This is a genomic window from Acinetobacter lwoffii, assembly GCF_024129855.1.
GTDB lineage: Bacteria > Pseudomonadota > Gammaproteobacteria > Pseudomonadales > Moraxellaceae > Acinetobacter > Acinetobacter lwoffii_L.
Map to the genome: position 1 here is coordinate 34,567 of NZ_JAMXXC010000022.1, position 15,318 is coordinate 49,884.

Annotated in this window: 12 protein-coding genes; 5 read left to right on the forward strand and 7 right to left on the reverse strand. The window is 42.0% G+C overall.

Going from position 1 to position 15,318, the window contains the following annotated elements:
* Window positions 1–774, reverse strand: a complete 774-nt coding sequence (locus NI465_RS13370; protein WP_114541734.1) for an enoyl-CoA hydratase — start codon at window positions 772–774, stop codon at window positions 1–3.
* A gap of 456 nt (window positions 775–1,230) precedes the next feature.
* On the opposite strand from NI465_RS13370, the gene NI465_RS13375 reads away from it, so the two are divergent.
* The 3 genes from NI465_RS13375 (at window position 1,231) to NI465_RS13385 (ending at window position 5,129) form a co-directional block, all read left to right on the forward strand.
* Window positions 1,231–2,529, forward strand: a complete 1,299-nt coding sequence (locus NI465_RS13375; RefSeq protein ID WP_005100333.1) for an MFS transporter — start codon at window positions 1,231–1,233, stop codon at window positions 2,527–2,529.
* Between the two features lie 117 nt (window positions 2,530–2,646).
* Entirely contained in the window at window positions 2,647–3,912 is a 1,266-nt protein-coding gene (locus tag NI465_RS13380; protein WP_253145673.1) for a DcaP family trimeric outer membrane transporter, read from the forward strand.
* A 17-nt stretch (window positions 3,913–3,929) separates the two neighbouring features.
* Window positions 3,930–5,129, forward strand: a complete 1,200-nt coding sequence (locus NI465_RS13385; RefSeq protein ID WP_004646967.1) for an MFS transporter — start codon at window positions 3,930–3,932, stop codon at window positions 5,127–5,129.
* A 172-nt stretch (window positions 5,130–5,301) separates the two neighbouring features.
* Here the strand turns inward: NI465_RS13385 and NI465_RS13390 are convergent, their stop codons facing one another.
* From NI465_RS13390 to NI465_RS13415, 6 genes are all read right to left on the reverse strand, one after another.
* On the reverse strand, window positions 5,302–7,881 hold the full coding sequence (locus NI465_RS13390) for a bifunctional diguanylate cyclase/phosphodiesterase (RefSeq protein ID WP_253145674.1): 2,580 nt from the start codon (window positions 7,879–7,881) through the stop codon (window positions 5,302–5,304).
* Between the two features lie 215 nt (window positions 7,882–8,096).
* Complete coding sequence (locus NI465_RS13395) at window positions 8,097–8,747, reverse strand: 3-oxoacid CoA-transferase subunit B (protein WP_253145675.1); 651 nt, start codon at window positions 8,745–8,747, stop codon at window positions 8,097–8,099.
* Window positions 8,747–9,418, reverse strand: coding sequence for a 3-oxoacid CoA-transferase subunit A (locus tag NI465_RS13400; protein ID WP_004280314.1), 672 nt, complete (start codon window positions 9,416–9,418; stop codon window positions 8,747–8,749). Before NI465_RS13400 ends, NI465_RS13395 begins: the two co-directional genes overlap by 1 nt.
* Before the next feature lie 40 nt (window positions 9,419–9,458).
* Window positions 9,459–10,739, reverse strand: coding sequence for an MFS transporter (locus NI465_RS13405; RefSeq protein ID WP_114542580.1), 1,281 nt, complete (start codon window positions 10,737–10,739; stop codon window positions 9,459–9,461).
* Between the two features lie 254 nt (window positions 10,740–10,993).
* On the reverse strand, window positions 10,994–12,193 hold the full coding sequence (locus tag NI465_RS13410) for an acyl-CoA dehydrogenase (protein WP_005096909.1): 1,200 nt from the start codon (window positions 12,191–12,193) through the stop codon (window positions 10,994–10,996).
* Between the two features lie 31 nt (window positions 12,194–12,224).
* Window positions 12,225–13,379 (reverse strand): acyl-CoA dehydrogenase family protein, encoded by a 1,155-nt coding sequence (locus NI465_RS13415; protein WP_004280318.1) that lies wholly within the window; start codon window positions 13,377–13,379, stop codon window positions 12,225–12,227.
* A gap of 503 nt (window positions 13,380–13,882) precedes the next feature.
* Between NI465_RS13415 and NI465_RS13420 the strand changes: the two genes are divergently transcribed.
* Both NI465_RS13420 and NI465_RS13425 read left to right on the forward strand, forming a co-directional pair.
* On the forward strand, window positions 13,883–14,719 hold the full coding sequence (locus tag NI465_RS13420) for an IclR family transcriptional regulator (protein ID WP_004280319.1): 837 nt from the start codon (window positions 13,883–13,885) through the stop codon (window positions 14,717–14,719).
* A 226-nt stretch (window positions 14,720–14,945) separates the two neighbouring features.
* The coding region (locus NI465_RS13425) for an NAD(P)/FAD-dependent oxidoreductase (RefSeq protein WP_253145676.1) at window positions 14,946–15,318 on the forward strand (373 nt) is incomplete at its 3' end.

Here is a 15,318-nt window from a genome sequence, read left to right on the forward strand (position 1 = left end):
TTATCGTCCCTGATAATTCGGTTTACGTTTTTCAATAAAGGCCTGCATGCCTTCTTTTTGATCTTCGGATGAGAACAGCATCTGGAAAGACTTACGTTCCAGGGTAAGTCCGGCATTAAGCGGCACATCTTCAGCCAGTAAAGCCACTTCCTTGATTTGTTCAAGCGCAATTGGCGGCATTTTTGCCAGACCTTCAGCCATCTTGATTGCTGTTGCAAGGGTTTCGCTGTCTTCCGTTACTTGAGACACTAGGCCAATCTGATAAGCTTCCGGCGCTGGTATCAGACAACCCGTCATGATGATACGCATCGCATGGAATTTACCCACGGCACGGAATAATCGCTGGGTACCACCGGCACCCGGCATGACACCCACTTTCACTTCAGGCTGACCAAACTGGGCGCTTTTCCCGGCAATAATAATATCTGCATGCATCGCCAGTTCACAGCCACCACCAAGTGCATAACCGTTTACAGCTGCAATCACCGGTTTTGAACACTGTGCAATCGCCTGCCAGTAACGTTCAGTCCGGCGCTGCATCATTTGAATGGTTTCTGCATTGGCCAGTTCTTTAAGATCGGCACCTGCTGCGAAATCTGTTTCACCACCGGTAAGAATAATGGCACGTACATTTTCATCGTCATTCAGTTGCAAAAATGCCGCCGCAAGTTTCTGGCGAACTTCTGTATTCAGGGCATTTTTCGCTTCTGGTCGATGAATTTTAACCATCGCTACATGTGCTGAAACTTGTTCTACTTGAACGACCTGTTCCATTAAAATCTCCATTTATTTTGTATAGCGAAATTTTATTTTATATAAAACTAAGGTTTCTCAAGCTATAAATCAAGGATTTTTAACTCCAGAATTCAAAAAAGTTATTTTTTACTAAAAATAGAGTAAAAACTCTTGTTTAGATGGTTATTTTGTGATTAATTGATTTCGCAATACGGAATTAAATATTTTAAATGCAATCTGATTATCCATTTAAATGAATAATCACCATAAGGCAGAACTTAAAATTAATTTACGAAATCAAATTTTCCAGCAATGAGATGATTTTGATTTAGCGTAATAAAGTGAAAAATCGAATGTAGCCTGATAATAAATACAGCGGCTGTAGCGTTCAGGAGCAAGTCTGTTAAATCAGGAAAACTATGTTTCCGTGAGGAAGAAAAATGGATTTAGCGGTAGCAGAGGAAATGCTACTTTTAATATATAGAGGATATAAGAATGACAAGCGATACCATCGTAACAGGAGACAATAAAACCGATGTCTCCTCCACGGATACCATCAAACAGGCGCCAAAACGTCTATGGATGACGGCTTTTGTCTTTGCTTTTCTGATTTTGCTCTGTGACGGTGCAGATATCGGGATTCTGGCTTTCAGCCTGACCAGTCTGAAAGCTGAATGGGGACTAACTTCTGTACAGGCTGGTGCTTTAGGAAGTTATTCTCTTTTGGGTATGGGGATAGGAGGTTTTATTGGTGGATGGGCATGCGACAAATTTGGACGTGTCCGCGTCATTGTACTGGCCACCATCGCCTTCTCGATCTTGTCAGCCTACTCAGGTTTTGCTCAGTCTTATACTGAATTTGCAATTTTACGTACTCTTTCTTGCTTGGGTTTAGGCTGTTTATATATTGCCTGTAATACCCTGATGTCAGAATACGTACCGACCAAATACCGTACTACTGTACTGGCAACATTGATGACTGGTTTCACTTTAGGTTCATTGGTGATTACCATGATTTCAGGCTGGATTATTCCTGAGTTCGGCTGGCGTATGCTGTACTGGATCACAATTGCTCCATTAGCTTTGGGTATCCTGATGCACTTTATGGTGCCAGAGCCAGAATCATGGAAACGTGTCCGTGAAATGAAAAGAACTGGTCAGATCGTGGATAACGATGCGAAAAAAGGCAATCCATATATCACCATTCTTAAAGACAAAACCCATGGCAGAATGTTTATCTTATGGTCATTCAGCTCTGGTTTCTTGCTATTCGGTTATTTCGGTGTAAGTAACTGGCTGCCAAGTTATCTTGAAGCTGAATTAGGCATCAAGTTTAAAGAAATGGCCCTGTATATGGTGGGTACGTTTGTCACCATGATTTTTGCCAAAATTATTGCAGGTTATGTTGCTGATAAAATTGGCCGCCGTATTGTATTTGCTTTCGGCACCATGGGAACGGCTCTGTTTATCCCTGTCGTGGTGTATATGCATAATGCCGATAACATTGGCGTACTGATGCTAATCTTCGGCTTCCTGTACGGTATTCCATATGCCATCAATGCAACCTATCTAACCGAAAGTTTCCCGACTGGTGTTCGTGGTACAGCGGTGGGTGGTGCATTCAATATTGGTCGTATCGGTGCAATCTTTGCGCCAATTACGATTGGTTATCTGGCGATGCATGGTTCGATCGGTACAGGTCTGTTGGTAATGGGTGCAGCATATTTCCTATGCGGTTTGATTCCTGCCCTGTTTATTAAAGACCGTTTATACGATCCGCAAAAAGCAGAATAAACCCTACTTCGGAAGGCAGGTCAAATCGCTGCCTTCCTCACTTCAAATATTTACAACACGTCAGTATAGAAAGGTCTCCTTTCATTCAGGATTAAAAATTTCTTTAGGGATTAAGAAATGAAAAAATTAGTTTTAGCGACATTATGTGGTATTGCTTCAGCACAGGCATTTTCAACAGAAGCTTCTGAAGACCGTATGCAATTTCTTGAGTCACAGTTAAAGCAAATCCAGGCAGAACTAGAACAACAAAAAGCCGCGCAACTTGCATTAAAGAACCAGCAGGAACAAGCCAAAGCGCAAGACTCTAAAACGCTGAGTTCAATGGTAGATAATGTCGATGTTTATGGTTTGATCCGCTTTGATGGTGCAGTCGATTTCAAAAGTACTCCTAAAGAACGTGGACGTACCATTAACCAGATTAATAAAGTACCTTTTACTGAACCGGATTCAGTCCGTTCCGATTTTACTGCGGCTGCCAGCCGGATTGGTTTCCTGGCCAAAGATCTAGGAGGCAATCCGAATGTTTCTGCTCGTTTAGAAGCCGACTTCTGGACCAACAATGGTAAAGGCGATGGTGGATTACGTATCCGTCATGCACACTTAAAATACTATAACTGGACGTTTGGTCAGGCCTGGTCATTGATGTCAACACCAGAGATTAGCACTGAAGCTGTCGATTACAGCTTGTTCCTGGGTGGATCAGTCCTACGTACGCCTCAGGTGAGCTATGCTTTCAAACTTGATCCAGAAAATACCTGGAATGTCGGTCTGGAATATATGGCCGGTGGCGATCGTTCTTCTGCTTTGCCTGCATTAACCACCAAATATGTTCATCAATCAGGTCCGCTGCATTTACTAGCTCAAGGCTTTGTCAATCAAAAGCAAGCGCAAACAGATACAGGTGATATTGAAAAAGTTGGTTGGGGTATAGGTCTTGGTGGACGTTACCGTTTAGATGATCAAAACTCTATTCAAGGTAACTATTTCCATATGGTCGGTGATCAGCGTATTGCCGCTTTCTTGACTCAAGGATCAATAACTGATGGCGCTGCCTTGGGTGGAGATTATTCGGTTGATGCAGCCAATAATGAACTTTTACTGAATGAGTTCAATAGTATAAATATTGGCTTCACGCATAAATTTACGCCGAAACTACGGAGTAGTATTAATGCCAGCGTTGTTGATTTTGATGATTCCAGCGACTATGCACGCGCGAATCCTGAAACCAATAAGCGCTTAACCGACTATGTGGCTAACGTGATCTATTCTCCTGTTCCAAAGATTAATCTAGGTGCAGAATATCATCATGGCAAACGTGAAACCTTTGACAATAAGGAAGCAGATATTTCACGTATCAACTTCTCTGCCAACTATAGTTTTTAAAGCCTCAGGAGACAAGGATGTCAGCCCAAGGGCAAATTTCACGCCGTTTCATGTTCATGATGGCAATGACCTGCGCACTCTGTGCAGGTTGTAATTATTTTAACCAGCCTTTGATTTATTCTATTGCAGAGGATCTGCAAATTAGTGTAGCTCAGTCTGGCTGGACTGTAGTACTGACCCAGATTGGCTATGCCACCGGGTTATTTTTGTTTGTCCCCTTGGGGGATTTATTCGAAAAACGGCTGTACATCTGCAGTTTAATGTTCTGTACCGGACTGGCACTTATTGGGCTTTCAGCCAGTACCAATCTGCATATGTTGTATGGCTTTACCCTGCTCGCCTCTTTTTGTTCGATTACCACCCAGATTCTGATTCCTTTTGCCGCCAGCCTGTCGCAACGTGATAAAAGTGCCGAAGTCGTTGGCCTGCTCATGAGTGGTGTTCTGGTTGGTATTCTGTTTGCCCGTACCGTGGCCGGACTGATTTCTACTTTATGGTCCTGGCATGCGGTATACCTATTTAGTGGTTGTGCAATTCTTCTGCTAAGTCTGGCCATGTGGTTCCAGTTGCCGAGCGCCAAGAGCCAGTTGCAGATGAATATATTGCAAATTTATCGCTCACTATTTACCTTTGCCCGAACAGAACCCATGCTGATCCGGCGGAGTATGATCGGAGGTTTGGGCTTTGGCATGCTGAGTATTATCTTTACTACCATGACTTTTATTCTGGCTGAAGCACCTTATCATTTTAATGATTTCCAGATTGGCCTCATGGGCATTGTGGGGGTGGTCGGCATCTGGTCCTCTCAGTGGACCGGTAAAATGATTGGCAGGCATCGGGAAAAATGGATTGCGCATCTGGCTACGTGCGGACTGATTCTGGCCTGGATTCCTTTATTCTTTGCCCAGAATTATTTATGGATTTATATCTTGGGCTTAATTCTGGCTTATTTTGGAATTTCCTGTTTGCATGTCTTGAACCAGAATCTGGTCTATCGAATTTCAATGCAGGCTCGCTCGCGGATTAATGCCATCTATATGACCTGTTATTTTTCAGGTGCCGGTCTGGGTGCATTTTTATCGCTGCATTTATGGAAAAGCTATGGCTGGTCTGCCTGCGTCATTTTAGGTTTTATTTTTGCCGTGTTGATCTTTTTGATTAACTATTATGATTTAAACCAAGAAAGAAATTTAGCCAATATTCAGCCTGAGCCTTAGATACTGTTAAAAACCTTTGGGGTTAAAAGCTTATTTTTTTATCCCGCTTTCTGTACCGAGCATAAATTATAGAGATGATACGCTGATAAAATAGAAAAATTCTTTAAGCCTGTTTAACGTTTCCTTTCTATCTGAAGAGCGGTTGAAAATATTGATATCTTAACTTTTAGAGTTAATTCAATTTACTATTTTCCATTGCGAGATAAACAGGCTTCAATTCAGTTAAAGGTGCAGGTTTTGCATAAAAGAAGCCTTGTAGCAGATCACAACCCTGTTGATAGAGTAAACTGGCTTGACTTACGGTTTCGACCCCTTCCGCGACAACTTCCAGATCCAGCTGATGGGCTAGATGAATAATCGATTGCACAATTGCAGCATCCTGACCATCGAGGGTCAGCTCTTCAATAAAACTACGGTCTAACTTGATTTGATTAATCGGCAAGCGACGCAGATAACTGAGACTCGAATAAGCTGTGCCAAAGTCATCAATGGCGACCTGTACACCTAAAGCACGCACTGCTTTCAAAATTTCTATGGTTCGATCTGCACCATTAATGATGACACCTTCCGTGATTTCAATTTTAAGTAATTCCGGCGGTAATTGACTGAGTTCAAGTGCATGTTCAAGCACCTGCAAAAAGCCTGCTCTACGGAATTGCAAAGGAGAAATATTCACCGATACCGTGATCTGGCTATTGTGTGTCTTGTTCCACTCGGCAATATCTAAACAGGCCTTTTCCAATACCCATTGACCTACACTAATAATTTGCCCAGTTCTTTCTGCAAGTGGAATAAAAATCGCTGGGGAAATATAACCCTGCTGTGGATGGCACCAACGGATTAAAGCTTCTACACCTGTTACCAGTCCAGTTTCAGGATGAACCAGCGGCTGATAGAACAGGTCAAAATTTTCTTGATTGATCGCTTCCATGAGTTCCAGACGCAGATTGGTATAGTCTATTTCTGCGACAGGCTGCATTCTGGTTTTTTCATACCACTGCCACATATTACGACCTTGTCTTTTGGCTTCCTGCATCGCCAAAACAGACTGGTAGATCAATTCAGAAGAATGATGGATCGAACTGTCATCTGCCACAATACCAATACTGGCACTTAAATGTATTTTGTACTGATCAACAATAAACAGCATGGAAAGAAGATCAAGAATTTCTCCGGCGATCGCCTCGACTTCAGTATGCTCATCTGTCCCTGAGAGCAGCAAAATAAATTCATCTTCAGCGAAGCGGCATAGCACATTATTGCCTTGAACAAATTTTTGCAGCCGCTCGCCCACACTTTTGAGAATCTGGTCACCCACCAGATGACCTAAGCTGTCATTGATATTTTTAAAATCATCCAGATCTATATACAGCAAGACTAAAGGTTGTGAGCTCTCGTGCTGTGCTTCAAAAATATTTTCCAGAATCTGTTTGAATGCATACTGGTTCGGTAAACCGGTTAAATGGTCATGGGTATGCTGATGCTGAATATATTCTTCGTGAATACGTTGCTGGGTAATATCTTCCTGAATCCCCAAAAAATGGGTGCAGGTTCCTGTCTGGTCAAAAATAGGACCTATAGTTAAACGATTCCAGAACCAGCTACCATCTTTACAGTAACTTTTTATAGTCACCTGAATTTCTTTTTGTTCTTTGACCGCTTGCTTGAGTAATGCAATCTGATCCGGATCAGTATCTGGACCCTGTAAGAAAAAACAGCTTTGTCCTAATACTTCTGCTGCTGTATAACCGGTGAGCTTTAGAAAAGCCGGATTTACATACACCATTAGCCTTTCTTCAGAGACATCGGTAATAAAAAGACTATTCGGACTGGCCTCTACCCCCCGTTTTAATAATCGTAGAGACTCCTTGTTTTCACGCGATACAGTAATATCTCGGGCAATGCCAATAATACCGGTGACTTTCTGATTTTGAATAATCGGTAAATTGGTCAGATCCAGCCATAAGATATCGCCTGCAACATTATAAATTGGAAGTTCATAATGTTGAGATTTACCTTGCGCCGCTTCTGAAAATGAAACGTTAGCAAGTTCATGGAATTCGGGCGGTATGAAGGCACAATAGTGCTGACCATGAATTTGCGCTTTAGAAAAACCTGTAATTTCTTCGCAAGCAATATTGGTATTAAGCACATGTCCCTGTAGGTCAAGTTCAAAAATAATATCTGGATGATAGGTATAAAATGAGCTGTATTTTTCATTAAGCTCATGTCTTTTTTGGCGTTCCTGATCAAGCTCAATTGCCAGAGCAACTAATTTTGCCGCTTGTTGTAAAAGCTGAATATGATGCTCAGTCGGTATTTTTGGTGTTCGATAATAGGTAGCAAACGTTCCGTACAGAATATCTGAAGCATTAATAATCGGCATAGACCAGCAGCTAGACAATTTTTCTGCATTTACCAAAGCACGATAAGGCTGCCAGTTTGGGTCTTTCATTAAATTCGGACTAATAACCAACTGACGTAAGAAAGCAGCTACGCCACACGATCCTTGATTTGGCCCAATTTTCAAATCTTGAATAGCATTACAGTACTCTTTTGAGAAGTGTTGTTTACCACTTATGATATTTAAAGTTTGTGTGTCATCCTTATAGAGCATAATGGTGACAAGCGCATCTGGAATACGCGATTCAAGCCACTGGCTAATGACATCGAGGATAGGTTTAAGTTCAGTATGGCGACCAATCAAATTAAAAATATGAAAAATTTCTTGATCATCACAATTATTATTCATTCAGACTATTACCTTCCTTAGCTTGTTAACATTTTAGACTTATTATTCAAATAATCATTAGCAAAAGTTTGTATTTATATCTTTAAAATGCGGAAATATGGTCAATATTACGTGTATTTGATAATAATTCTAAAATTTAAAAATCACAGCCGAAGCTGTGATCTAAAACTATACTTTTACTCAATCAGAATATTGCGGACTTATTTTTAGGCTGCTTATTGACGACTGTCCACTAATTTACAGCCAGTCTGCCGTTGCAATTCTTCAAAACTTAAGCCATCCACTATTTCAATAACCTGAGCCTGGTTGTCTTTTAATTCAATCACACAGAGATCGGTATAAATACGGTTGACACAATGTTTACCTGTTAGAGGATAACTCAGTTCTTCAACAATTTTTGCTTCACCGTTTTTGGTCACATGTTCCATGCAAACATAGACACATCGAGCACCCACTGCCAGATCCATTGCACCGCCTACAGCAGGTACAGCATCAGCATTACCGGTATGCCAGTTCGCCAGATCACCATTAATAGCCACCTGAAAAGCACCCATGATACAGATATCCAGATGCCCGCCTCGCATGATATCGAAAGAGTCCGCAGAATTCATAAAACTGCCACCTTGCAACATGCTTACGAGTTCTTTACCGGCGTTAATCAGGTCATCATCTGCCTGTTCGGGATCACTCAATGCAGCAAAACCTAAAACGCCATTTTCCGAGTGCAGAATTACTCCTTGTTCAGGTTTTAAATAACCAGCTACGCGTGTCGGCAAACCAATACCCAAATTTACAAAAGAGCCAGTTGGAATGTCTTGTGCAACTTTGGCCACAATCTGTTCACGTGTACGTTTTTGAATATTCATTATTTAATATCTCCAACTTTGACCACATGCTGTACAAAAATCCCTGGCGTTACGATGATCTCTGGATCAAGCTCCCCCAGTTCCACAACTTGATGGACTTGTGCAATGGTGGTTTTTGCTGCTTTGGCCATGATTGGACCAAAATTCCGTGCTGCCTTACGGTAGGTTAAGTTGCCCCAACGGTCTGCCTGATTGGCATACACAAAGGCATAATCTGCATGAATCGGATATTCCAGCACATAATCTTTTCCATTGATATTACGGGTTTCTTTACCCTCAGCTATTTTGGTGCCAAAACCGGTTGGAGTAAAAACAGCCCCTAAGCCAGCACCGGCTGCCTGAATACGACAGGCCAGATTACCCTGTGGCACCAGTTCCAGCTCAACTTTTCCTGCCTTGTACAGGTCTTCAAATACGGTTGAGTTATTGGCCCGTGGAAATGAACAGATCATTTTTTTAACCAGTCCAGACAACAGCAGATTGGTTAGACCACGATCTCCAGAAGCTGCATTGTTGTTAATAATGGTTAAGTCTCTAGGACCAAAGTCAATTAATGCTTCGATTAATTCTACCGGCTGACCTGCCAGGCCAAAACCACTGGTCATAATGTGTGCACCATCAGGAATTTGCTTAAGTACCGTCTCGATATCCTGCGTGATTTTATTCATCATATTGCTTCCTAGCATGTTCTATCTATATTGCAATTGCAGATTAATCTGCCTTTTGTGGATCAAATAAGCGGTCTTTAATAAAGAAAGCGGGTATCAGGCCGCAAAGAAAATAGGCAATGCCCATAATCAGTAAGCCCGTACCAATTGAGCCTCCTTGAGCAAAATAGCCAATCGTAAGAGGTGCAAATACAGCACCCAGTCGGCCCACGTTATAGGCACCGCCCACGGCTGTTCCACGTACTTTGGTGGAGAAGCTTTCTGTCATGTAAGTCGCATTAATACCGTATGGAATACCATAGAGAAAACCGAAAAATAACATCAGCCAGAGAATATTATCAGGCGTATTACCAAAGACAATCACAGGGATAAAAATCGCAGTACCCATAGTGCCGAAAGCAAATACCGCACGACGGCCAATCCGGTCAGCGATAAAACCAGCAATAACTTTGGTACACATCATGATCAGGAAAGTCCCGATCATATACATGGTCATTTCTTTAAACTTGATTCCCAGATCAGTCTCTAAATACGCCGGTAGCCAGTTGCTGACTCCATAATAGCCAAACTGTAAAAATGCGGTACTGAAGGACCAGAGGATAAACATGCGACGGCTAAGTGCATCTTCAAAAATCATTTTAAAAGTATTTTTTGGTTTTTCCTGCAGAATACCACTGGCTTTTGCATCCAGGCGTGCTTTACGCGCATCTAACCAGGCTTTCGGTTCAGGCACCAAGAAGTACATCGCGAAGGCCAGTACAATTGGAATAATGGCAATATAATAGAGGTATCGCCAGCCAAATTCAGGCAATAGCCATCCAGCCAGAACAGTTGCGACCACCGAGCCTAAAGTCCAGCCAGTCATAAGCGTTGCCAATACTGTAGAGCGATATTTGGTGGGTACATACTCTGCCATGAGTGTGTTACAGGCAATATATAGAGCACCTAGTCCAATTGCAGACGTAAAGCGTAGCCATTTGAACTGATCATAACTTTCTACGAATCCTAACCAGAAAGTTAATGAAGAAAACAATGCGATGGCAATGACGATCACACGAACCCGGCCAAAACGGTCACAAGCCCAGCCACCAAAAAAACCGCCGATAGCCATGCCTGCAAGCGTCCAGCTCCCTAAGGCACCGGCCTGCATATTACTTAATGAAAACTCTTGTTTCAGACTGGTCAGACTGTAGGCTAATAACGCAATATCAGCACCATCAACCAATAATGCTAAAAATGAGAAAATAAAGGCCAGAATCCAGACTCTTTGCTTGGGTTCGTTTCCACCTTCCACTGGGTGTTGTTGTGAATTGATCGTATCCATAATGCTCTTTCTACTTTTCGGCACTCCTGTGCCTTTTTAAAACGCATATTTCACTTAATTATTTAGGTGAAATATAGAATATTCGCTGATCATTACCACGCTTTAGCAAGGTGGTATAAAATGATTTTCAAAGTTCTTGATAAATTTTCTCTGCAGAAATCACGTAGCAATACATTGAATGATGTGATTAAGCACAATTCTTAAACCCGTAAAACAATCTAGCCAGCAATGCTGGCTAGAAGTTGATGTCAGGTTTAGTTGCAAAAGGCTGCAATTCCGGTTTGTGCACGACCTAAAATCAGGGCATGTACATCATGGGTACCTTCATAGGTATTTACCACTTCCAGATTAACCAGATGACGGGCTACACCGAATTCATCGCTAATGCCATTTCCACCCATCATGTCACGGGCCAAACGGGCAATATCCAGTGCCTTGCCGCAGTTGTTGCGCTTGATCAGTGATGTACCTTCAACTGAAGCAATGCCTTCATCCTTCATGCGGCCAAAACGTAAAGCCACCTGCAAACCGAGTGCAATTTCAGTTTGCATATCTGCCAGTTTCTTCTGGATCAGCTGATTCGCAGCGAGTGGTCGACCAAACTGTTTACGGTCCATGGTGTATTGATGTGCGGTATGCCAGCAGAACTCTGCAGCTCCCATGGCACCCCAGGCAATCCCGTAACGTGCACTATTCAAGCAGGTAAAAGGCCCTTTTAAACCGCGAACTTCCGGAAATGCATTTTCTTCTGGAACAAAGACGTTATCCATTACAATTTCACCGGTGATCGAGGCACGTAGACCCACTTTACCGTGAATCGCTGGAGCAGAAAGCCCTTCCCAGCCTTTTTCTAGGATAAAGCCACGAATGTCACCGACATTACCTTCGGCAGAAACTTCTTTAGCCCAAACTACAAATACATCAGCAATCGGGCTGTTGGTAATCCACATTTTTGCGCCAGTTAAACGGTAACCACCCTCGACTTTTTTGGCACGGGTAATCATGCTGCCCGGATCCGAACCATGATCCGGCTCGGTCAGGCCGAAGCAACCAATATACTCACCGGTTGCTAATTTTGGTAAATACTTCTGCTTTTGCTCTTCAGAACCAAATTCATTAATGGGTACCATCACCAGAGAGCTTTGTACGCTGGCCATTGAGCGATAACCTGAATCAACACGTTCAACTTCACGGGCAATCAGACCATAACTGACATAATTTAAACCTGCACCACCGTACTGTTCCGGAATGGTTGGGCCAAGCAAGCCGAGTTCACCCATTTCACGGAAAATAGCCGGATCGGTTTTTTCATGGCGGAACTGTTCCAGTACCCGCGGCATCAGTTTGTCTTGACAGTACGCTGCCGCTGCATCGCGGATCATGCGTTCTTCTGAAGTGAGTTGTTGTTCAATCAGGAATGGGTCTTGCCAATCAAATCTAATTTTTGTCGTCATTTTAATATTTCCTTATTTTAAAATTATGAGATCAGGCGGTTGCTTGTTTAATCATTTCACGCGCAATAATAATTTGCTGGATTTGTGTCGTTCCTTCATATAAACGGAACAGACGCACATCACGGTAGAAACGTTCAATTGAATATTCACTGATATAACCCGCTCCGCCATGAATCTGCAAACAGCGATCAGCAACTCGACCACACATTTCAGTTGCAAACATTTTGGCACAAGAGGCTTCAGTCGTAACATTTTGGCCAGCATCACGCAGGCGCGCAGCATCCAGAACCATACATTTGGCTGCATAAATCTCGGCTTTGGAGTCTGCCAACATACCCTGGATCAGCTGGAAATTCGCAATGGGCTGACCAAACTGTTTGCGCTCCACTGCATAGTTAAGTGCGTCTTCCAGCATACGCTCTGCCATGCCGACGCTATAACCGGCAATGTGCAGACGACCCTTATCCAGCACACGCATAGCTGTTTTAAAGCCAATTCCTTCTACACCGCCAATCAGCTGATCTTTATGCACTTTACAGTTATCAAAAATCACATCACAGGTATAGGAACCATGTTGGCCCATTTTCTTGTCAATTTTACCTAGGCTTAAACCAGGCGTGCCTGCTTCAACTAAAAATGCTGAAATACCGCTAGCACCTTTAATCTCTTGATTGGTACGTGCCATCACGGTAAATGTCGTGGCACGTGGTGCATTGGTGATGAAGCGTTTAGTTCCGTTTAAAATATAATAATCGCCGTCTTTGACTGCACTGGTTTTTAAAGCAGCAGCGTCTGAGCCGGAATCCGGTTCGGTCAAACAGAATGAACCAATAATTTCGCCCGTTGCATAACGCGGTAAATATTTCTGTTTTTGCTCTTCTGTACCGTCGATAATGATGCCGCTTGAGCCAATGCCGTTGTTAGTACCAATTAAAGAGCGAAAGGCAGCCGATGTATGGCCCAATTCCATCGCGACCAGAATTTCTTCTTCCATGGTAATGCCTAAACCACCATATTCTTCAGGAATCGTCAGGCCAAACAAGCCCAGCTCTTTCATCTGTTCCACAATATGTTCAGGAATGGCATTGTTCTCTTCTACTTCATGCTCAAGAGGCACCAGTTCATTTTTTACAAAATCGCGAATCGTTGACAGAAGTTGGTCGAGCATTTCCGGATCACGAATCATATGAATCTCCATGGATATAATTTAGGTAAATTCCTTTACCCTTATTTTTGTTTCGTATTACGAAATAAATAATCATATAAAATCATTTTGAGCAAGTGAAATTATTAAAAATTTTATATTTTAACTAAAAAATGAAATTTTTCTGGTATTCCAGTTGATTTGTGTTTAATATTTAATTTCACGATACGAAATATTTTGATGAGTGATTATTCTATTTATCAGTTTTTTTGAATAGATAATTAAACCTTTTTTCTTGCTGTAATATTTATCGATCACTGACTCTTTCGGAGAAATCGAAACTTTTTAAATATATTGGCTACGTGTTAAACCTAAAAAACTAGATGATTTTATATTGTCTTCAAAGTTGGGTAACAGGATTCTTTTCGACCACAAATAATTTCGGCACTTTTTCCTATATTTTATCTTTTGTAGAAGTGTTTTATTTTGTATCGTGAAATTATGTTGCTATCATATTCATTAATTTAACTTTAATTGCCCTGACCATGACAAAAAATAAAACTGGTGAAATTCCCAACTTTGATGAAATCCGTTTAGATCCGATTTCACATATTCATAGAGAAAATAATCCTCAATTTATTGCGTCTATTGCGCGTGGATTGGAAATCTTACGTTGCTTTTCAGCGACCAATCAATTGCTTGGCAATCAGGAAATTGCACAATTAACCAACTTACCCAAGCCAACTGTGGCCCGTATTACCAGCACCCTGGTTTCTTTAGGTTATTTAAAACAACTACCGAATACCACGAAATATCTGTTGGATGTTGGCGTATTGGCTTTGGGTTATGCAGCTTTGAGTAATATTTCTGCGCGGACTCAGGCTTATCCGTTTATGGAAGAAATGTCCCGTTATTCCCAAGCCCCTGTGGCAATGGCTACCCGTGACCGTTTGAGCATGATTTATCTGGAAGTGGTACATACAGAATCGACGCTAACCATGCGCCGCCCTGTCGGTTCGACTTTACCGATTCATAGCAGTGCCATGGGACGGGCCTGTCTGGCAGCGATGGATGTGAAGGAACGCGAATATTTATTTGATGCCATCAAGAAAAGAAACGAAGATCAGTGGCCAACCATCAAGCGTAATCTGGAACGTGCAATCCGTGATTATCAGGATTATGGCTACTGTCTGTCTTTAGGTGACTGGGCTAAGGATGTGAATTCCGTGGCAGTTCCGTTGGTTCACCCCAAACATGGGATATTAACGTTTAACTGTGGTGCCCCAAGTTATCTGTTAAATCAGGAAAAACTGGAAAATGAAATTGGACCGCGTCTGATTCACATGGTGAATAATATTGCAATGAATCTCAATAACATATAAAAAATTAATTATCAGAGCGACATTCAGTCGCTCTTCTTATTGAATACCCAATCTACACATCTTCTTCCTTTATCTATAATTTACAGCAAACCTTTTTAATACGGTGAAATAGATAAGATTTAAAAAATAGATAAAGTCCTATTTCAAATAAAAAGATCAAAAATAAGCTTCATAACCGATTTAGATAATGCTATAAATATCGTATAGCGAAATTGGATTTTATATTATGGAAGATATAACAAGAGAATCGATGGAGTTTGACGTCGTCATCGTAGGCGCAGGCCCTGCGGGTCTTTCTGCTGCGATCAAAATCCGTCAGCTTGCAATTGAAAACAACTTAAACGATTTGTCCGTTTGTGTCGTAGAAAAAGGCTCCGAAGTCGGTGCACATATTCTGTCTGGTGCTGTACTTGAACCACGAGCTATGAACGAGTTGTTCCCGGACTGGAAAGAACAAGGTGCCCCGCTGAATGTCCCGGTGACTGAAGATAAAACCTTCTTCCTGCTGTCAGATGAAAAATCACAGGAAGCACCGCACTGGATGGTGCCTAAAACCATGCATAACGATGGCAACTATGTCATCTCGCTCGGCAACGTGG